The following is an 18,737-nucleotide window of genomic DNA, read 5'->3' on the forward strand; positions in this document are numbered from 1 at the left end:
GGGTCAGCCGCTCTGCGGTACCGGGGCGGCATCAGCCTCTCTGGTGGCCAGCCGCTCCGAGAGCCACGTCTCGCCGCGGAAGTGCTCGTACTGCTCGGCTCGCAGGGCGTCGGCGATGCGGCCTTCCGGCAGGTCGACGTCGTCGTACGTGATGACGCTGTCCATGGCGATGTCGCGACGGAGCCGACACCCCTCGACCAGGCCCTCGGGGAGGTAGCGGCGCGACGACATCTCCTCGACCGCGGTCGCCTCGCCGTAGGTCATGTACATGCCGTAGTCGTCGAGGACCTCGCCGGCCTTCAGGTCTCGTTTGGCGACCGCGCACACCTCGACGACCGGGCCGCCGAGCGGCGGGGCGACGTTGTCACCGAACAGGACCACCCGGGCAATGGCGAAGGGCGTCTCGAAGTGGACGAGGTGGTAGGGAACCCAGAAGGGATACAAGGGGCCCTCGCCCATCTTGTACAGGTTGAGGTAGTGGCGCTGCTTGGGGTCGGAGTGCTCGGCGAGGATGAAGATCTTCACGCCTGCCGGACCGACCGTGTAGTCGACCACACCGCCGAGCTCGCGCAGCTCGTCGAGGTCGTACAGCTCATGGATGTCCATGATCGACTTGTCGAAGACCTGCCCCCGCGTCATGCCCCGTTGCCGCACGGTGAAGCCGGTCGCGTTCGCCACGATGGTCTGCTCGAAGCTGATCTTCGAACCATCGGCGAAGGACGTCACCATGGCCGGGTTCTGCTCCCAGCGATCGGCCCAGGCCTGCTGGGTCGTCGGGTTGCGGTAGGGGTCCTGCAGTCCCTTGACGTTGCCGACGACGCGGGGCGTCAGGCCGAGACCGGTGACCCAGCGGAACAGGTTCATCTCCAGACCGGGTTCGTCGCCCTCGCACGCGGACAGGATCACCCCGTGCTGTCGGGCGTACACCTGGAGGATCGGCCCGATCGTGGCGTCGACCTCGGCGTTCATCAGGACGACCGACTTGCCGTGCCGGAACGCCTCCAGGATCACCTGGGCGCCGAACTCCACGGAACCGGTCACGTCGATGATCACGTCGATCGCCTCGGAACGGCAGATCAGGAAGGGGTCGTCGGTCACGACCGGGCGACCTGCGCGGGCAGCCGCGTCCAGCTCCTGCTGTGAGTTGGTGTTGAGCACGTCCTCGAGCCCGCTGTAGCGGTAGACCTCCTCGGCCCGCTCCGGGCGTCGGTTGGAGATGGCGGCCATGCGCATGCCCGGCACGCTGTTGGTGATCTGGTTGGTCAGGCCCTGTGCCATGAAGCCGGCGCCGACCATGCCGACCCGGATCGGGTTGCCCGCCAGCTCGCGCTCCCTGAGGGCGGTGTCGACGAGGATCATGGCCAGTCCGTCCTTGACATCTGCTGACGGACCGATTCCTCGACGTCGGCCAGCAGCGGCCACGCCTCGTCCTTCGCCGAGACCTCCGTCACCGGGAGCGGCCAGGTCAGACCGAGCCGGGGGTCGTCGTGGCGCAGACCCCCTTCACTCCCGGGTGTGTAGAACTCGCCGACGAGGTAGCTGGTCTCGGTGTCGTCCTCCAGCGCCTGGTAGCCGTGCCCGAAGCGCTGGGGGACGTAGATGGCCCGGTAGTTGTCCGCCGTGAGCTCGACCTCGATGTGCTCCAGGTAGGTGGGGCTCTCGGGGCGCAGGTCGACGATGATGTCCAGCACCGCGCCCCGGGTGCATCGCACCAGCTTGGTCTCAGCCGCCGGCGGGTACTGGAAGTGCATGCCCCGCACCGTGCCCTTGGTGGCGTTGAAGCCGAGATTTGCCTGGGCGATGGTCGGGTTCAGGCCGTGGTCGGCCATCTCCTTCTGGCAGAAGGCTCGAGCGAAGAAACCGCGGTTGTCCCCGATCCTCTCGATGTCGATGATGAACGCCCCGGCGAGCTTGGTTTCCTCGAACTTCATGTCTTGTCTCCCATCGGTGGACCGTGCTTGTTGTCTGACGTCACCACGTCCGCAAGGCCACTGACGAGATCGCCGCGGCGGTGGCCGAACACCGTCCCCGCAGCGGTCCTCGCCCCTCCCGGCGCCCCGATTTTCACGATACTCCCGGCGTCGTGGCGCGGTGCGGTGTTCATGGCGAAAACGTGACGGTCGTGGCCGCCACGATCGAAGGGTCCGACTCCAACGTGGCGGTGACTCGGCACCGGACCGACGAAGGGGTGGTGGGCGGGGCCGTGTAGACACCGGCCGGGGTCATCGTGCCGCAGGGGTCCGGTCCTTCGGTGTCCAGCACGAGCAACCAGTCGTCGGTGCCGTCCGCGCGGGCTCCCGGGGTGGTGAACGCATGGCGGCCGCGCGGCTCCAACGGGCTGGGGCTGGCCGCTCGGTAGCCACCTGTGGTCGGGTCGAACCACCGGGCCCAGACCGTCGACGCCAGGCCGTCGAGCGTCACCGTGAAGGTCCGCCGTCCGGCGTTGGTGACGGGTACGTAGGCAAGCAGCCAACGGTGGTCGCTGGTCCGTGCGGCGGTGATGTAGTCCAGTGCGCCGTAGGTTCCCCCACCCAGGGTGACGAGGTCGGTGCCCGTGAATCCCGCGTCCGTCCCGGAGGGTTCGAGCAGCCACCAGGGCATCGTCGCGAAGAAGGCGAAGGCGTGCTGGGAGTACGTCGCTCCGGGTGAGGTCAGGGCGTCGGGCAGGTTTCGCCACCGCCACACGTCCCGGTTGCCGAACCCGTCGCCGGCCGTGCCCCCGGCCAGCACCGACCAGTACCGCGCGCGTCGGGTGTCCCACGGCTCACCGCTGAAGTGCCCCATGTTGTTCTCGTACTCGTAGGTGCCCTCCTGCATCCACGCCGGCCGCGTCGGGGTGTCTCGCCAGGCCCGGTCGGCCGTCTGGTAGACCGCGCCACGGCCCTCGGGCCCGTAGCCGTAGAAGCTGTTGACGTCGACCTGGGAGCCGAACGACGGGTCCTCGCCGGGTATGCCGTCGGGTCCGGCCGGCTCGGCCACGAGGAGCTGCGTGGCGCCCGCGTCCCTGATGCCCTGGGCGACCGCGACCGCCCGCCGGGCTCCCTGCGAACCCGCCGGCGGCACGAAGTCGCCCAGGCCCAGCCAGATGACGTTGGCCCGGTCCTTGAACCGGGTGCCGAGCCACCGGCCCCAGTCGTGCAGCGACTGGTCGCTGGGCTGGGCCGCGTTCACGGCATACCAGCCCTGGGCCCCGCCCTGCCAGCCCAGGTAGTTGTAGGCGAGGATCACCGCCATGCCGTGGCGCCCGGCCTTGATGATGATGTCGTCCACCCAGGACCAGTACCGTCGGGAAGTGGCGGAGCCGGCTGCGCTGGAGTAGTCGTCGGGTCGGGCCAGGGGAGGGTCGCCTCGACGGTTGTTGGGGGCGTGCTTGGCGTCCTCGTAGTCCCCGGCGTGGACCATGGCCATCAGGTAGAACGCGTTGAAGCCCTGCGCGCTGCGGGTGCGAAGGTACTCGTCGACCCCTTCCGGCGTGGCCTCGCTCGACATCAGCCACGCGGAGTCGGCTTGAATCCGCCACGGAGCGCCGTCGGCATCGACGAGATAGCGGTGGTTCGCCGAGATGCGCACGGGGAAGTGCGTCGCGCGTGCGGCGTGGGCCGGCACGTCGCTGAGGCCCCAGTCGGCCGGATCGCCCGATGCCATCGTGAAGGTGGTGGTGGTGCCGGCGCCGAGCTGCGTCGGGCTGGGGACGATGGTCATCGTGCGCGGTGACGAGCATGACGCCACCACGGCGATCGCCACCCCCACGGCGAAGACCCCGGACCGGGTCGAACCTCTCCGAGTCACTGCGGCGGCGCCTCCGCGGTGACGACCTGCGGCACGGCTTGGGGGGTCGTGGACGGGTGCGAGGCGGGCGACCGCGTCGGCCCCGTCAGGCTTGCCCCACGCCGCCAGCGAGCCGGGAGGTGGCGGGCCATCATGGCGGGTCGTTCGACCGCGAACCAGCTGGCGGCGGCCAACGGTACCGTCGCGACCACGCTGACGCCGATGAACGCCCCGACGCCCAGCCTGGGCAGGCCCGCCAGCACGAGCAGCTGCTGGACCGGGAAGGCGTACAGGTAGGTGCCGTACGAGATGTCGTTGCGGGCGCCGATCCGTTTGATCGCCGCGGGTGCGGCGGCGCCGGCCCACAGCACGAGGTAGGCCAGTGGCAGGGGAGCGAGCGCCTCGCCCCGGTGCAGGAGCAGGCCACCAGCGAGTGCGGCGGCCGCCACCAGGGCGCCTCGGCCGGTCAGCGGGAGTCGGTCGGCGAACCGGAGGATGAGGACGCCGGCGAGGAAGAACGGGAGCAGCAGCGCAAGCTCGCCGACCAGCCCGCGACCTCCACCGGCCTGGTCGATCGCCAGCTTTGCCGCGGTGGCCAGGCCGAAGGCGAGGACGCTCACCCAGGCTTGGCGCCAGAGCCACGGAACGGCCAGGGCCAGGCCGACGGCCACGTAGCAGCCGACCTCGTAGCGCAGCGACCACAAGGACCCGTTCCAGGACCCCGGGAAGGGGGAACCGGCGAGTGCCTGGGTGGCGAGGGGCCTCGGTCCGCTCATGTCCGCGTACGACAGGACGTAGGCAGCGGCGTTGCCGGGGCTCCATCCACCGCGCACCCGGCCGCCGATGAAGGCGGCGACGAAGGCGGTGAAGACCAGGCACACCCAGTACCCGGGAAAGATCCGCAGGAAGCGCCTCCACGCGTAGCTCCCGAGGCCACTCCTCAGCCGGCTTCGCGTGATGAGGTAGCCGCTGATGGCGAAGAAGCCACCGACCGCGGTGGTCCCGAGGCTGATGCCTCCGACCCCGGGATCTCGTCCCGCACCGGAGATGGGGAAGCTGTGGGAGACGATCACGCACAGCGCCAGGCACAGCCGGATGGCGTTGAGGGCATTGCTGCTCAGGTCAAGGCGATGCTCGACGGTTGGGGCCACGACAACCTCCCCTCGCCGACCCATTTCGCCACGCTAGCTCCGGCGCCCCCGGGCCACCTCGGCTCGCGGGCTGTTGCCAGAATCGACAACGATGTGCTAGCCGCCGGCGGTGAGCGGGCGGCATACCGAACGGACCGAAACCCGTTTGGCACCCACCCCTAGGATTCGCACGTGAGCACCATGTCTGTCTTCTCATCCTCCTCCGCCTTCCGGGCCTCGCTCCGTCGTCGCTCGTGTCCTGAGGCCGTCGTCGTATGAGAGTCCTGTCTGCCGTCGCCTGGCCGTACGCCAACGGCCCGCGGCACCTCGGCCACGTGGCCGGTTTCGCCGTGCCCTCCGACGTGTTCAGCCGTTACATGCGGATGGCCGGCCACGACGTGCTCATGGTCAGCGGATCGGACGAGCACGGCACCCCGATCCTCGTCCTCGCCGACCAGCAGGGCGTGACCGCCCGCGAGCTGGTCGACCGCAACCACGCCATCATCGCGGCCGAGCTGGCCGACCTCGGCTGCTCCTACGACCTCTACACGCGCACCACCACCGCGAACCACTACTCGGTCGCGCAGGAGCTGTTCACCCAGGTCTGGAAGAACGGCTACATGGTCGAGCAGACGACCAGTGGCGCGATCAGTCCCTCGACCGGTCGCACGCTCCCGGACCGCTACATCGAGGGCACCTGCCCGATCTGCGCCTACCCCGAGGCCCGCGGCGACCAGTGCGACAACTGCGGCAACCAGCTCGAGCCCACGGACCTGATCGACCCGAAGTCCAAGATCAACGGCGAGACGCCCGAGTTCATCGAGACCCAGCACTTCTTCCTCGACCTGCCGGCGCTGGCCGACGCGCTGCGCGAGTGGCTCGAGGGCCGCGAGGCGAGCGGCACGTGGCGGCCGAACGTCATCAAGTTCAGCCTCAACATCCTCGACGACATCCGCCCGCGCGCGATGACCCGTGACATCGACTGGGGCATCCCGGTGCCGCTCGACGGCTGGCGCGACAACCCGGCCAAGAAGCTGTACGTCTGGTTCGACGCCGTCGTCGGCTACCTGTCCGCGTCCATCGAGTGGGCCCGCCGCCAGGGCGAGCCCGAGCGGTGGCGCGAGTGGTGGAACGACAGCGAGGCGCTGTCGTACTACTTCATGGGCAAGGACAACATCACCTTCCACTCCCAGATCTGGCCGGCCGAGCTCCTCGGGTATGCCGGTCGCGGGGCTCGCGGGGGAGAGCCCGGCGGGTTCGGGGTGCTCAACCTGCCGACCGAGGTCGTGTCGAGCGAGTACCTCACGATGGAGGGCAGGCAGTTCTCGACGTCGCGCGGCTACGTCATCTACATCCGGGACGTCCTCGACCGCTACGGTCCGGACGCGATCCGCTACTACATCTGTGCGGCGGGCCCGGAGAACCAGGACGCCAACTTCACCTGGGCCGAGTTCGTGCAGCGCAACAACTCCGAGCTGGTCGCAGGGTGGGGAAACCTCGTCAACCGCACGGCCGCCATGGTCGCCAAGAGCTTCGGCGAGATCCCACAGCCCGGTGCCCTGGAGCCGGTCGACGAGGCGGTGCGGGCCAGGGTGCTCGCGTCGTTCGGGGTCGTCGGCGACCTGCTGGCCAAGCAGCGGATCAAGGCCGCCGTGGCAGAAGCGATGCGGACCGTCGGTGAGGTGAACAAGTACGTCACCGACACCGAGCCGTTCAAGCTCAAGGGCGAGGACCAGCGCGAGCGCCTCGCGACCGTGCTGCACACGCTGACGCAGTGCGTGGCCGACCTCAACCGCATCCTCGCGCCGTTCCTGCCGTCGTCGTCCAACGCCGTGCACGCGGCGTTCGGTGGCGAGGGCACCTTCATGCCGATGCCGCTGCTGGAGGACGTCTCGGGACTCGACGCCGAGGACGCCGACCGGAGCTACCCGGTGGTGACGGGTGACTACTCGCGGACGCCGCGCTGGGAGTCGGTCCCGGTGCTGGTCGGATCCCCTGTGGTCAAGCCCACACCGATCTTCACCAAGCTCGACGAAGGGGTGGTGGAGGAGGAGCTCCAACGTCTGCGCGACGACGCGCCGGACGCCCCCGACGCGCCGTCGGACGACCCCCAGGACCCGGCTGACGGCTCCGAGGGCACCGGTGACAGCGACGCCTGACCCGGGTCAGCGCGCCGGCCACAGCAGGGTGCCGGACGCCCCGGACCCGCTCCCGATCCCGGTCGTCGACAACCACACGCACCTCGACATCGCGCGGGACGGCGAGGAGGCGGCCGACGTCGGGGCGGTCATCGCCGCGGCGGCGGCCGTCGGTGTCGATCGGCTGGTCCAGATCGGGTGCGACCTCCCCGGTGCCCGGTTCACGGTCGAGATGGTCGACCGCCACCCGGCGATGCTCGGTGGTGTGGCCCTCCACCCCAACGAGGTGCCCAGGCTGGCCGGGGCTGGGAGTCTCGACGCGGCATACGCGGAGATCGAGGAGCTGGCCGCGCACCCGAGGGTGCGCGTGATCGGCGAGACGGGACTCGACTACTACCGCACGGGCCCTGAAGGCGTTGGGGTGCAACAGGATTCGTTCCGCTGGCACATCGACCTGGCCAAACGCACCGGCAAGGCCCTGCAGATCCACGACCGGGACGCCCACGACGACGTCCTGAGAATCCTGGAGGAGGAGGGTGCGCCACCCAAGACGGTGATGCACTGCTTCTCCGGCGACATGGCGATGGCCAGGACGTGTGCGGAGCGTGGCTACTACCTGTCGTTCGCGGGGACGGTGACCTTCAAGAACGCCAAGGGCCTGCGCGACGCGCTCTCGGTGACCCCGCTCGACAGGGTCCTGGTCGAGACCGACGCCCCCTACCTGACGCCGGCGCCGTGGCGTGGGGCGACCAACGCCCCGTACCTCGTGCCCCACACGATCCGGGCCATGGCGGGGGTCCTCGGCGTCGCCGTACCCACCCTGTGCCAGGCCGTCAGCGACACGTCCGAGGCGGTCTACGGTCCCTGGTGAGCCCCGCCGGGTCGGGCCGCGGGGGTGCGAATGCACGGTGGTGAATGCCACGGGTGTCACTTGGCCAAGTGCTGAACGGACCGTTATCAAAATTTGACCTTTGCCGGAAAGCCGGTCATGGTTGATGACTGTTGGCCGGGGTCGGACCCTGGACGACGCGAGCAGGGGTCGCTCGATCCGCCACGACGGCGGACCCGAGAGGCCCTGTTTTCTTTGCCACTGAGCATCGAAGCCTGAGCCCCCGCCCTGTCGGAGCAAGGTCGCGCCGCCCATCCGCTGCCCGGGGAGCTCGAACTCTGGAGCACTGTGATCACCCGTCCCGTTCGTCGCATCGCCCAAGCCGCGGTCGTGACCAGCCTCATCGCTGGCGCCGTCGGCGTCTCGCACTTCGACAAGGCCGTCACCCTCTCGGTGGATGGCAAGGCCTCGACCGTTCACGCCTTCGGCAGCACCGTCGGTGACGTCCTCGAGAAGCAGGACATCGCGATCCGTGAGCACGACGTTGTCGTTCCGGCGCCCGGCACCCAGCTCGCCGACGGCCAGAAGATCGTCGTCCGGTACGGCCGCAAGCTGACCGTCACCATCGACGGTCGCACGCAGGACTACTGGACCACTGCGACCACCGTGGCTGCCGCGCTGCAGGAGCTCGGCATCCGTGCCGACTCGGCCAAGCTGTCGGCCTCCCGCTCGATGTCGCTCGGCCGTCAGGGCCTGGTTCTCTCCGTCACCACGCCCAAGGACGTCGTCGTCCGCGCGGACGGCAAGAACCGCACGGTCACCAGCACCGGCGCCACCGTCGCCGACGTGCTCTCCGAGCTGAAGATCACCAAGGACGCCGACGACCGCGTGAACCCGGCCCCCACCACGGCCGTCACCGCTGGTCTGAAGATCGCCGTCCTGCGGGTCTCGGCGACGCAGGTCAAGGCGACCGAGGCCGTCGCGGCCCCCGTCACCAGGCAGAAGGACTCCAGCCTCTACGTCGGTCAGACCAAGACCCTCAAGGCCGGGTCCGCCGGCGCCAAGATCGTCACCTACAAGATCGTCAAGGTCGACGGCAAGGTGGAGAGCAAGAAGGCCATCGCCACGCAGGTCACGCAGGCCCCCGTCGCGGCCCTGGTCGCCGTGGGCACCAAGGCACGGGCGAGCACGCCTGCTCCCAGCGCGGGCAACACGTCCGGTGCGGGCATCAACCTGTCCAACGCAGCCATGTGGGACCGCATCGCCCAGTGCGAGTCCGGCGGCAACTGGTCGATCAACACGGGCAACGGCTACTACGGCGGCCTGCAGTTCGACATCCGCACCTGGCTCGGAGCCGGTGGTGGCGACTTCGCGTCGCGCGCCGACCTCGCGTCGCGGGCCGAGCAGATCACCGTCGCCAACCGCGTCTACGCCGACCGCGGCCTGTCGCCGTGGGGTTGCGCCCACGCAGCCTGACCTCAGCACCACCCTTCTCGGGTCCACCGGGAACGTTGCGCTCCACCCGACTTCGGTTGTCGGGTGGAGCGCAACGTTGTTCCTGGACCCCGGCTGTGTCCCCGGACCCGGCTGTGTCCCCGGACCCGGCTGTGTCCCCGGACCCGCGAAGGCTGAGGCAGGCGGCGGTCGCCTAGAGTCGGCGCCATGGTCGAGCAGAGCGGGTTCCTCGGAGCCGCCCAGATCCGGGAGATCGCGGCCGAGCTGGGGCTGCGCCCGACCAAGCAGTGGGGCCAGAACTTCGTCATCGACGCCAACACGGTCAAGCGGATCGTGCGACTGGCCGGGGTGACCGCCGCCGACTCCGTGGTCGAGGTCGGCCCGGGCCTCGGTTCGCTCACTCTCGCGCTGCTCCCCGAGGTCGGACACGTCACCGCCGTCGAGGTGGACCCGAACCTCGCCCAGGCGCTGCCGGGCACCGTGAGCCGGCTCGCACCGGCATACGCGGACCGGCTGACGCTCGTCCAGGCGGACGCGATGCAGGTGCGTGAGCTGCCCGACCCCCAACCCACGGCCCTCGTCGCCAACCTGCCGTACAACGTCTCGGTGCCCGTGGTCCTGAACTTCCTCGAAGCCTTCCCCACCCTCGAGCGGGTGCTCGTCATGGTGCAGCTCGAGGTGGCCGAGCGGCTCGCCGCCCGCCCCGGGTCGAAGGCCTACGGCGTCCCGAGCGTCAAGGCCTCCTGGTATGCCGCGGTGCGGCTCGCGGGGACCGTGCCGCGCAGCGTCTTCTGGCCTGTGCCGAACGTCGACTCAGGTCTCGTGGCGCTCGAGCGCCGACCCGCCCCGTCCACCACCGCCAGCAGGCGCGACACCTTCACCTGCATCGACGCGGCGTTCGCCCAGCGCCGCAAGACCCTGCGGGCCGCGCTGGCGGGGTGGGCCGGCTCGGCACCGCTGGCCGAGGAGTGCCTACGGGCGGCCGGCATCGACCACCGGACCAGGGGCGAGCAGCTCGGGATCGACGAGTTCGCGGCGATCGCGGCCGCCCGCTCCGCCCTCCCGATTCCCTAACCTCTGCTAGCAGAGGTTGCGACCACGCCCGGCGACCCGACCTCAGCGCACGAGGCAGCCGGCGATCCCGGGGCTGGGGTGGTTGGCCAGCAGCGCGCGAGCACTGGACCGCGAGATGTTCCACGACAGCCAGTCGTCCTTCTTCAGGCTGGTCCCCGGGTCGCAGGTGACGGCTGCCGTCCGCAGGTCGACCAGGGCAGGCGCGGCATCCGCGGAGAGCTCGGCGAGGTAGACGTAGTCGATCGGCGCCTTTGCGTCGGTGCGGGAGAGGTTGTGCTCGGCGATGTAGAGATCCGGGTTGAGCACCGCGAGCCCGAGCAGCCCCACGGCTCCGACCCGCACCGCCAGCGGGACCAGCCAGCCACGCGCCCTGACGAGACCGGAGGCCATCACGAGCACGACCACGACGCCGAGCCAGCCCTCGAAGACCGAGACCAGCAGGCGGAGCCGGGTGAAGCCGTAGGCCTCTTCGTAGAGGTGCATCCGGTAGAGCGCCGACACCACCACGACGATCGTCAGGAGGCACAGGGCGCCGAGGGCCAGGTCGCGGGCGCGCCCGGGGGTGGCGTTGCGCGCAGCCCAGCCGACGACCGTGAGGGTGAGGATCGTGGCCACGGTGAGCTGGCCGAAACCCTCGTGGACGTAGTCGGCGTAGGTCAGTCCCGTGGTCCGCTGGAGGTAGTCGTGGCCGCCGAACATGGCGGTCGCCTGCGCGACCAGGAACAGCGCGAAGACGGCGTTGACGGCCATCACCGGCGCGAGCCACTCGAACTGCCTGCGGCTGGGTCGCAGGGGCAGTCGCAGCCGGTCGACGGCTGGGGGAGCAAGGCTCACGTATGCCGCGGCGAGGGTGCCGGCCGCGATGAACACCGCCAGGACGATCCGGGCGGGCAGGTCGTTCCAGGTGATGTCGGGCGTGATGGCGTCGACCCAGGACGCGAACAGCGCGTCGGCCGAGGCGAACAGGGCGCCGAAGACGAGCAGCAGGACCAGCGAGACGATCGTGGCACGGGCTGCGGGGATCCAGGCCTGCACGCTGGTGCGGGGCTTCAGCGTGCGGCCCAGCCACGGCAGGCCGCGGATGGAGGCAAGAGGCACGGCAGCTGCCGTGGCGAGCAGGGCCAGGACCGACGACGCGCGGGTGGAGTTCACGGCCACCAGCGCCAGCCCCGCCAGGAGGCACAGGATGGTGATCCACGCGGCGTCCCTGACGAACAGGGTCGCCAGCAGCAGGGCCACGAGGGCCGCGTCGAGGTTGTCGAGCCTGCCCCACCGACGAGACCTGGGGTGCAGGGCGCGGGCGCCGAGGGCCGTGGCGGCGACAGTGCCGAAGACGAGCGTGGTGCCCACACCGAGGTTGCGGTCGGGCACCACGATGGCAGCCAGCACCCCAGCAGCCACGGCGCTGGCCACGATGCCGGGTCCCCGCCGCGGCGCGTCCGGCCAGTAGGACCCGAGACCCTCGTGCGCCGGGGCCGACGGAGGGTTCGGCGCAGGGGCCGGTGGGGTGAGTGTGCTCATGATGGGCTCCTTCGTCGTGATCGGACGGGTCGCGTCCGCGGGCAGGGTCACCTCGATGCGGCAGCCGTGGTCGCTGTCGGCGACGGCGATGGTTCCGCCGTGCAGCTGGGCGACCCAGCGGGAGATGGCGAGGCCGAGGCCGGTGCCGCTGTTCTGTGCGGCACTGGTCGTGAACCGCTCGAACACCGCGCGCCGGTCGGACGCCGCGATCCCGGGCCCGTCGTCGGCGACGGCGACCAGGACGTGCCCGTCGGCCAGCTCGGCACTCACCCGGACCAGGCCCCCCGCCGGACTGTGGCGGGACGCGTTGTCGAGCAGGTTGGCGAGCAGCTGGTGCACCCGGTCGGGGTCCGCGGGGACCGTGAGGGTCTCGGGCCGGACCACCACCGCGTAGCGCAGTCCGTCGACCCGTGCCTGGGCGACCGCCTCCTCGAGCAGGTCGGCGAGCCGCACGTCCTTGAACCTCAGCGGCGTCACGCCCTCCTCCACCCGCGACAGGTCGAGCAGGTCGCTCACGAGGCGACCGAGGCGTTCGGTCTGGGCGAGTGCGCGACGCAGCTCCTCGGGGCCGGGCTGGGACACGCCGTCGACGAGGTTCTCCAGCACGGCCTGCAGCGCCGAGATCGGTGTGCGCAGCTCGTGCGAGACGTTGGCGACGAGGTCTCGCCGGTGCCGGTCGACCATCTCGAGCGTGGCCGACATCCGGTTGAAGGCGCGGGCCAGGTCGCCCACCTCGTCGCCGGAGGTGGCGCGCACGCGCTGGGAGTAGTCCCCCTGCGCCATCTGCTGGGCCGCATGCGTCATCTCACGCAGCGGCGAGGTCATCCCCCGTGCCAGGAGCTGCGTGATCCCGAGCGCCGCCAGGACCGCAAACGGCACCGTGGCCCACGGCGAGAGTCCTGCGCGGGTGCCCACGACGGCGAGCACCGACGCCACCGTGATGGTGGCCGCCACGAGCAGGCCCAGCTTCACCTTGATGGAGCGGACCGTGTCGAGCGGGCGCAGGTCGTACCTCACGCGCCCACCTCCAGCGCATAGCCGACTCCGTGGACGGTGCGCAGGAGGTCAGCCCCGAGCTTGCGGCGCAGCGACTTCACATGGCTGTCGACCGTGCGCGTGCCCGAGGCGTCCGCCCACCCCCACACCTCGGCGAGCAGGGACTCACGGGTGAGGACCGTGCCGGGTCGGGCGGCCAGGCAGGCCAGCAGGTCGAACTCCGTGGGCGTGAGGTGCACCTCGTCCTCCCGGGACCACACCCGCCGCTGGGCGCCGTCGATGCGCAACCCGTTGACGTTCACCGTGGGTGCCGGGGACTCCCTCGTCGCAGCGGCCCGCTCCACGCGCCGCAGCAGTGCGCGGATCCGCGCCACCAGCTCACGCATCGAGAACGGCTTGGTCATGTAGTCGTCGGCCCCGATCCCCAGGCCCACCAGCAGGTCGGTCTCGTCGTCACGGGCGGTGAGCATCAGCACAGGCACCGGTCGGGCGGCCTGGAGCCGCCGGCATACCTCGTGGCCGTCGAGGCCGGGGAGCATCACGTCGAGCACCACGACGTCCGGGTCCCAGGCCGCGGCGCGGTCCAGCGCGACGAGGCCGTCGTGCACCTGCTCGACGGCGAAACCCTCGGCAGTCAGGCGCGCAGCGATCGCGTCGGCGATGGTGGGTTCGTCCTCGACGACGAGGACGCGGGGCTTGGTGCTCACATTCTCGAGACTAGGAGAGTGACCCGGTGGGGGAGGGGTAGATGGTGTGAAGGTTCTGTGCAGATGTGCTGGTCCGCTCTGAACCCGTTCACCCCGTTAGGGTGGCGGCCATGACCTCAGCCGCCCTGCCGCCGTCGTCGGTGACGGTGCGCGTCCCGGCGAAGGTCAACCTCGAGCTGCTCGTGGGCGCGCCCCGCGAGGACGGGTACCACCCGTTGTCGACGATCTTCCACGCGGTCAACCTGTTCGACGAGGTGACCGTGATGAGCGCCCCCCGGTGGGGGCTGGCCGTGTCAGGACCGCAGTCCTTCGGCGTGCCCGTCGACGGCACCAACCTCGCCGCCCGCGCCGCCCAGCGGCTGGCCGAGGTGGGCGGCATCGACGAACCCGTGCACATCACCATCCGCAAGGACATCCCCGTGGCGGGTGGCATGGCCGGTGGCTCCGCCGATGCGGCGGCGACGTTGGTCGCGTGCGACCTGCTGTGGGGGACCGGTCTGTCCCGGCCCGAGCTCGAGGAGATCGCGGCGGGACTGGGCAGCGACGTGCCCTTCCTGCTCGGCGGGGGCACCGCGATGGGTTCGGGGCGCGGCGAGCGGCTGGCGCCGGTGCTGGCCCGGGGCAGCTACCACTGGGTGTTCGCCCTCAGCGAGGACGGCCTGTCGACCCCGGCCGTGTATGCCGAGTGCGACCGTCTCAGGGGCAACCGCCCCGTCCCCGACCCCTCGCCGAGCGCCGAGATGATGACGGCGCTGCGTTCTGGCGATGCGCGAGCGCTGGGTGCCGCACTGTCGAACGATCTCCAGGCAGCGGCGATCTCGCTCAGGCCGGCCCTCGGTGACGTGCTCGACGCGGGGCTGGAGTTCGGTGCCTTGGGAGGCATCATCTCCGGCTCGGGGCCGACGGTCGCCTTCATCGCCGAGTCCAACGAGGCCGCCCTCGACCTCGCGGTCTCCCTGACGGCCTCGGGCGCCGTGCAGGACGTCCGCCGCGCGACCGGTCCGGCGCACGGAGCCCACGTCATCAGCGCTCCACGACCGGGCTGAGCAGCAGATGGTCAACCTCATCAGCGTCGAGCGCGCCTCCCTCGCCCTCGGCACCGCCCACGTGCTCGACGAGGTCTCCCTCGGGGTGCTCGGCGGTGACCGCATCGGCGTCGTCGGACGCAACGGTGGGGGCAAGACCACCCTGCTGCGAGTCCTCGCGGGCCACCTCGAGGTGGACTCGGGACGGGTGACCCACGCGGGGGTGTCGCGGGTCGGCGTGCTCGCCCAGGACGACGTCCTCGACCCCGGTCACACCGTCCACGAAGCGGTGCTCGGCGACCTGGCAGAGCACGTGTGGGCGGGCGACCCCCGCATCCGCGACGTCCTCACGGGGCTGCTCGGCGGGATCGGTGCCGAAGCAGTCGGTGGTTTCGACGCGCTCGTGGGGCCCCTGTCGGGTGGGGAGCGCCGGCGCCTCGCGCTGGCCGCGCTGCTGGTGCAGGACCCCACCGTGCTGTTCCTCGACGAGCCGACCAACCACCTCGACGTCGAGGGCGTGGCCTGGCTCGCCGAACACCTGGTGCGGCACCGTGCCCGCCCGGACAACGCCGTCGTGGCGATCACCCACGACCGGTGGTTCCTCGACGAGATCGCCACCACCACCTGGGAGGTCGTGGACGGCAAGGTCAACGCCTTCGACGGTGGCTACGCGGCATACGTCCTCGCGAAGGCCGAGCGCGAGCGGATGGCGGCGGTCACGGCCGAGCGGCGCGACAACCTGCTCCGCAAGGAGCTCGCCTGGCTGCGCCGCGGTCCACCGGCGCGCACCACCAAGCCGAAGTTCCGCATCGACGCGGCCAACTCCCTCATCGCCGACGAACCTCCGGCGCGCGACGACGTCGAGCTGATGCGGTTCGCCACGACCCGGCTGGGCAAGGACGTCGTCGACCTGGTGGACGCATCGGTGACCCTCGGTGACCGGCTGCTCCTCGACCGGGTCACCTGGCACCTCGCGCCCGGCGAGCGGGTCGGCATCGTCGGGGTCAACGGCTCCGGCAAGTCGACGCTGCTGCGCGCGATCGCCGGTCAGCTCCCGCTCTCCTCGGGCAAGCGGAAGGAAGGCGTGACCGTCAAGCTCGCCTACCTCACCCAGGAGGTGCGGGAGCTCGAGCGGTATGCCGACTGGCGCGTCATCGAGGCGATCGAGGACGTCCGCAAGTACATCCGTCTGGGCCGCAAGGAGGTCAGCGCGTCGCAGCTCGCCCAACGGCTCGGTTTCACCGGCGGTCGCCAGCAGACCCGCGTCTCGGACCTGTCCGGTGGTGAGCGCCGTCGGCTCCAGCTGACCCGGCTGCTGATGGACGAGCCGAACGTCCTGCTGCTCGACGAACCGACCAACGACCTCGACATCGAGACGCTGACCTCCCTGGAGGACGTCCTCGACGGGTGGGCGGGCACGCTGCTCGTCGTGTCGCACGACCGCTACCTGCTCGAACGAGCCTGCGACAAGCAGATCGCCCTGCTCGACGACGGCAGGATCCGAGAGCTCCCCGGTGGCGTCGAGCAGTACCTCGAGCTGCGCCGGGCCGCCCCGGCTGCCACCCTGCCCACCGGGCAGTCCGGGTCGGGTGCGTCGACCGGGTCCATCGACGCGTCGCCCGGCGGATCGCCGCTCGCATCGACTGGGGCCTCGACTGGGGCCTCGCCCGGGGTCTCGCCCGCCGAGCTGCGGGAGGCCCGCAAGGACATGGCGCGGGTCGAGAAGCAGCTGGCGCGGCTCGTCGAGCGTGAGGAACGGATCCACGCCGAGATGGCGCAGTCGGCCACCGACCACGCCAAGGTGCTGACTCTCAACGGGCAGCTGCGCGCGATCGTCGACGAGCGCGAGACGCTCGAGCTCGAGTGGTTGGCCGCGGCCGAGATCGTCGGCTGAGGTCAGGTCTCGAAGGGGGACAGCAGTCGTCGAAGCATCGCGGCGAGCTCGTCTCTGTCGCCGGAGGAGAGCTCCGCCAGGAGGTCGCGCTCGCGGTCGAGCAGGTCGGCCATCGCGTCGTCCACGGTGCGCTGACCCGCAGGAGTGAGTCGCACGATGACCCCGCGACGGTCGGTGGGATCGGGCGTGCGACCGACCAGCCCGCGGCGCTCGAGGCGGTCGACGCGGTTGGTCATCGTCCCGCTGGTGACGAGGGTCTGTCGGATGAGCTGCCCCGGCGACAGCTCGTAGGGTTGGCCGGCCCGGCGCAGGGCCGACAGCACGTCGAACTCCCACCCCTCCAGCTGGTGGCGGGCAAAGGCCTGGACGCGGTCGAGGTCCAGCCGTCGGGCCAGCCGGGAGACGCGGGACAGGATCTGCAGCGGCGCCACGTCGAGGTCCGGCCGCTCGCGCCGCCACGCCTCGACGATGTGGTCGACGTCGTCGGGCGGGGGAGTCGACATGGTGACAACTGTACCTTCCGTCAAGTATCTTGATATCAAGATAACCGTCCTGAGGTCGTCGAGAGGTCGTCGTCATGAGCACCACGTGGGATCCCCGGCAGTACGCCAAGTTCTCCGACCACCGGTCCCGGCCGTTCGGCGACCTCCTCGCCCGGGTCGGGGTGGTCGACCCGTCCCTGGTCGTCGATCTCGGCTGCGGCAACGGACCCCTGACGCTCTCGCTCGCCGAGCGATGGCCCGACGCCCGCATCGTCGGGGTCGACCACTCGCCCCAGATGCTCGAAGCCGCTCGGGCCCTGGACCCGGCCGGCCGCGTCGAGTGGGTGGAGTCCGATGTGGCGCAATGGGATCCGACGACGCTAGGGGCCGCCCCCGACGTCATCCTCACCAACGCCACCCTCCAGTGGGTCCCGGGCCACTCGCAGCTCCTGACGCGCTGGGCCTCGGCCCTGGCGGCTGGCGGATGGCTCGCCATGCAGGTGCCGGGCAACCTCGACGCGCCCTCCCACGCCCTCATGCGCGAGGTTGCCGAAGGCCACCCCGCGGCAGACCGGCTGCGACCCGCCCTCGAGCGCCTGGCCGTCGAGGCTCCTGCGGTCTACGTCGAGCTGCTCGGGAGTGTCGGCCTCGAGGTCGACGGGTGGGAGACGACCTACCAACACGTCCTCGATCCCCAAGCACGGCAGGCCAACCCGGTGCTCGAGTGGGTGCGGGGCACGGGGCTCCGGCCGGTCCTCGAGGCCCTGACCGACGCGGACGAGCGCGACGTCTTCCTGGCCGACTACGACGCGAGGCTCCGCGCGGCATACCCGAGGACGCCGATGGGCGTGATCTTCCCGTTCCGCCGGATCTTCGTCGTGGCCCACCGACCCGGCGACTGAGCGGACCGGGTTGCTCCCCAGCGCGTCCCGGAAGGCTCTGCGTCGAGTCCTGACACTGGTGGCATGGATCAACGCGGCCGGTCCAGGTCCAAACGGGCCGCCGCCGGCACGTTTGTCCCTCGGACTGTCAGCTCGGCCGCTGAGCGGGCTGCGGCGACCAGCTAGAGCTTGCGCGCGATGGTCAGTCCGTCGAAGGCGGTGAGCACGACCGTCTCGACCCGTTCGTCCGCCGCGACCACGTCGTTGAAGGCCCGGAGCGCGTCGAGGTTGTCGTCCGAGGCGTCCTCGTCGACGACCTCGCCGCTCCACAGCACGTTGTCGGCGAGCAACAGACCGCCCGGTCGGACCCGGGGCACGAGCTCGTTCCAGTAGTCGACGTAGCCGCCCTTGTCGGCGTCGATGAAGACCAGGTCGATGGTGGGCTCGGGAGGCAGGGCGCGCAGGGTGTCGAGCGCCGGCGCGATCCGCAGGTCGATGCGGTCCGCGACCCCGGCCTCCTGCCAGGCCTGCCGGCCGATCGCCGTCCACTCCTCGCTGATGTCGCAGCAGACGAGCCTGCCGCCGTCGGCGAGCCCGCGCGCGATGCAGAGGCTCGAGTAGCCCGTGAACGTCCCGACCTCGACGGCCGACCGCGCTCCGACGAGGCGGGCCAGCATGGTGAGCAGCTGGCCCTGGTCGTCGCCGACCTGCATGCCGGCGGGGCTGCCGAGGGCGTGGGTGCGTTCCTGCAGCTCACGCACCACCGGGTCGGGCCGCCACGAGCTGTGCGCGGCGGCGTAGTCGCGAACTGCGTCTGTGACCAGGAACGAGCGCATG

General features: G+C 70.8%; 15 protein-coding genes. 7 read left to right on the forward strand and 8 right to left on the reverse strand.

Annotated elements, in window-relative coordinates; all coding sequences use genetic code 11:
- Window positions 1-3 precede the first annotated feature (3 nt).
- The 4 genes from AC1DVZ_RS00465 to AC1DVZ_RS00480 all read right to left on the reverse strand — a co-directional run bounded on the left by AC1DVZ_RS00465 (window position 4) and on the right by AC1DVZ_RS00480 (window position 4,919).
- The gene (locus tag AC1DVZ_RS00465) at window positions 4-1,359 is read right to left on the reverse strand and encodes an NAD(P)H-dependent oxidoreductase (protein ID WP_477616214.1); all 1,356 of its coding nucleotides are present in this window, start codon (window positions 1,357-1,359) and stop codon (window positions 4-6) included.
- A complete protein-coding gene (locus tag AC1DVZ_RS00470) occupies window positions 1,356-1,931 on the reverse strand; it encodes a dTDP-4-dehydrorhamnose 3,5-epimerase family protein (RefSeq protein ID WP_477616215.1) in 576 nt (191 codons plus the stop codon). The genes AC1DVZ_RS00465 and AC1DVZ_RS00470 overlap by 4 nt, the downstream gene beginning before the upstream one ends.
- Before the next feature lie 169 nt (window positions 1,932-2,100).
- Window positions 2,101-3,789, reverse strand: a complete 1,689-nt coding sequence (locus AC1DVZ_RS00475) for an apiosidase-like domain-containing protein (protein WP_477616216.1) — start codon at window positions 3,787-3,789, stop codon at window positions 2,101-2,103.
- Window positions 3,786-4,919, reverse strand: a complete 1,134-nt coding sequence (locus AC1DVZ_RS00480; protein WP_477616217.1) for an acyltransferase family protein — start codon at window positions 4,917-4,919, stop codon at window positions 3,786-3,788. Before AC1DVZ_RS00480 ends, AC1DVZ_RS00475 begins: the two co-directional genes overlap by 4 nt.
- A gap of 254 nt (window positions 4,920-5,173) precedes the next feature.
- On the opposite strand from AC1DVZ_RS00480, the gene metG reads away from it, so the two are divergent.
- The 4 genes from metG to rsmA all read left to right on the forward strand — a co-directional run bounded on the left by metG (window position 5,174) and on the right by rsmA (window position 10,394).
- On the forward strand, window positions 5,174-7,057 hold the full coding sequence (gene metG, locus AC1DVZ_RS00485) for a methionine--tRNA ligase (RefSeq protein ID WP_477616218.1): 1,884 nt from the start codon (window positions 5,174-5,176) through the stop codon (window positions 7,055-7,057).
- Entirely contained in the window at window positions 7,041-7,907 is an 867-nt protein-coding gene (locus tag AC1DVZ_RS00490) for a TatD family hydrolase (protein WP_477616219.1), read from the forward strand. Before metG ends, AC1DVZ_RS00490 begins: the two co-directional genes overlap by 17 nt.
- 348 nt (window positions 7,908-8,255) lie before the next feature.
- Complete coding sequence (locus AC1DVZ_RS00495; RefSeq protein WP_477616220.1) at window positions 8,256-9,341, forward strand: ubiquitin-like domain-containing protein; 1,086 nt, start codon at window positions 8,256-8,258, stop codon at window positions 9,339-9,341.
- Window positions 9,342-9,527: 186 nt separating this feature from the next.
- On the forward strand, window positions 9,528-10,394 hold the full coding sequence (gene rsmA / locus AC1DVZ_RS00500) for a 16S rRNA (adenine(1518)-N(6)/adenine(1519)-N(6))-dimethyltransferase RsmA (RefSeq protein WP_477616221.1): 867 nt from the start codon (window positions 9,528-9,530) through the stop codon (window positions 10,392-10,394).
- A gap of 42 nt (window positions 10,395-10,436) precedes the next feature.
- On the opposite strand, the gene AC1DVZ_RS00505 is transcribed toward rsmA, so the two are convergent.
- A complete protein-coding gene (locus tag AC1DVZ_RS00505; RefSeq protein WP_477616222.1) occupies window positions 10,437-12,932 on the reverse strand; it encodes a DUF4153 domain-containing protein in 2,496 nt (831 codons plus the stop codon).
- Window positions 12,929-13,618, reverse strand: coding sequence for a response regulator transcription factor (locus AC1DVZ_RS00510; protein WP_477616223.1), 690 nt, complete (start codon window positions 13,616-13,618; stop codon window positions 12,929-12,931). Before AC1DVZ_RS00510 ends, AC1DVZ_RS00505 begins: the two co-directional genes overlap by 4 nt.
- A gap of 110 nt (window positions 13,619-13,728) precedes the next feature.
- Here AC1DVZ_RS00510 and AC1DVZ_RS00515 point away from each other — a divergent pair, with 110 nt between their 5' ends.
- Together AC1DVZ_RS00515 and AC1DVZ_RS00520 are read left to right on the forward strand one after the other, a co-directional pair.
- The gene (locus AC1DVZ_RS00515; protein ID WP_477616224.1) at window positions 13,729-14,664 is read left to right on the forward strand and encodes a 4-(cytidine 5'-diphospho)-2-C-methyl-D-erythritol kinase; all 936 of its coding nucleotides are present in this window, start codon (window positions 13,729-13,731) and stop codon (window positions 14,662-14,664) included.
- Between the two features lie 7 nt (window positions 14,665-14,671).
- Window positions 14,672-16,537, forward strand: coding sequence for an ABC-F family ATP-binding cassette domain-containing protein (locus AC1DVZ_RS00520; protein ID WP_477616225.1), 1,866 nt, complete (start codon window positions 14,672-14,674; stop codon window positions 16,535-16,537).
- Between the two features lie 2 nt (window positions 16,538-16,539).
- Here AC1DVZ_RS00520 and AC1DVZ_RS00525 read toward each other — a convergent pair whose 3' ends face one another.
- On the reverse strand, window positions 16,540-17,040 hold the full coding sequence (locus AC1DVZ_RS00525) for a MarR family winged helix-turn-helix transcriptional regulator (protein WP_477616226.1): 501 nt from the start codon (window positions 17,038-17,040) through the stop codon (window positions 16,540-16,542).
- A 74-nt stretch (window positions 17,041-17,114) separates the two neighbouring features.
- Here AC1DVZ_RS00525 and AC1DVZ_RS00530 point away from each other — a divergent pair, with 74 nt between their 5' ends.
- A complete protein-coding gene (locus tag AC1DVZ_RS00530) occupies window positions 17,115-17,921 on the forward strand; it encodes a methyltransferase domain-containing protein (protein ID WP_477616227.1) in 807 nt (268 codons plus the stop codon).
- 161 nt (window positions 17,922-18,082) lie between these two features.
- On the opposite strand, the gene AC1DVZ_RS00535 is transcribed toward AC1DVZ_RS00530, so the two are convergent.
- Window positions 18,083-18,736 (reverse strand): O-methyltransferase, encoded by a 654-nt coding sequence (locus AC1DVZ_RS00535; RefSeq protein ID WP_477616228.1) that lies wholly within the window; start codon window positions 18,734-18,736, stop codon window positions 18,083-18,085.
- Between the last annotated feature and the right edge of the window lies 1 nt (window position 18,737).

Source organism: Pedococcus sp. P2_E5, assembly GCF_056403895.1.

Bases quoted from the DNA above. Each gene is read 5' to 3' on its own strand.
- AC1DVZ_RS00465 (WP_477616214.1), bottom strand. From the start codon at position 1,359: ATGATCCTCGTCGACACCGCCCTCAGGGAGCGCGAGCTGGCGGGCAAC.
- AC1DVZ_RS00470 (WP_477616215.1), bottom strand. From the start codon at position 1,931: ATGAAGTTCGAGGAAACCAAGCTCGCCGGGGCGTTCATCATCGACATC.
- metG (WP_477616218.1), top strand. From the start codon at position 5,174: ATGAGAGTCCTGTCTGCCGTCGCCTGGCCGTACGCCAACGGCCCGCGG.
- rsmA (WP_477616221.1), top strand. From the start codon at position 9,528: ATGGTCGAGCAGAGCGGGTTCCTCGGAGCCGCCCAGATCCGGGAGATC.
- AC1DVZ_RS00515 (WP_477616224.1), top strand. From the start codon at position 13,729: ATGACCTCAGCCGCCCTGCCGCCGTCGTCGGTGACGGTGCGCGTCCCG.
- AC1DVZ_RS00520 (WP_477616225.1), top strand. From the start codon at position 14,672: ATGGTCAACCTCATCAGCGTCGAGCGCGCCTCCCTCGCCCTCGGCACC.
- AC1DVZ_RS00525 (WP_477616226.1), bottom strand. From the start codon at position 17,040: ATGTCGACTCCCCCGCCCGACGACGTCGACCACATCGTCGAGGCGTGG.
- AC1DVZ_RS00530 (WP_477616227.1), top strand. From the start codon at position 17,115: ATGAGCACCACGTGGGATCCCCGGCAGTACGCCAAGTTCTCCGACCAC.
- AC1DVZ_RS00535 (WP_477616228.1), bottom strand. From the start codon at position 18,736: ATGCGCTCGTTCCTGGTCACAGACGCAGTTCGCGACTACGCCGCCGCG.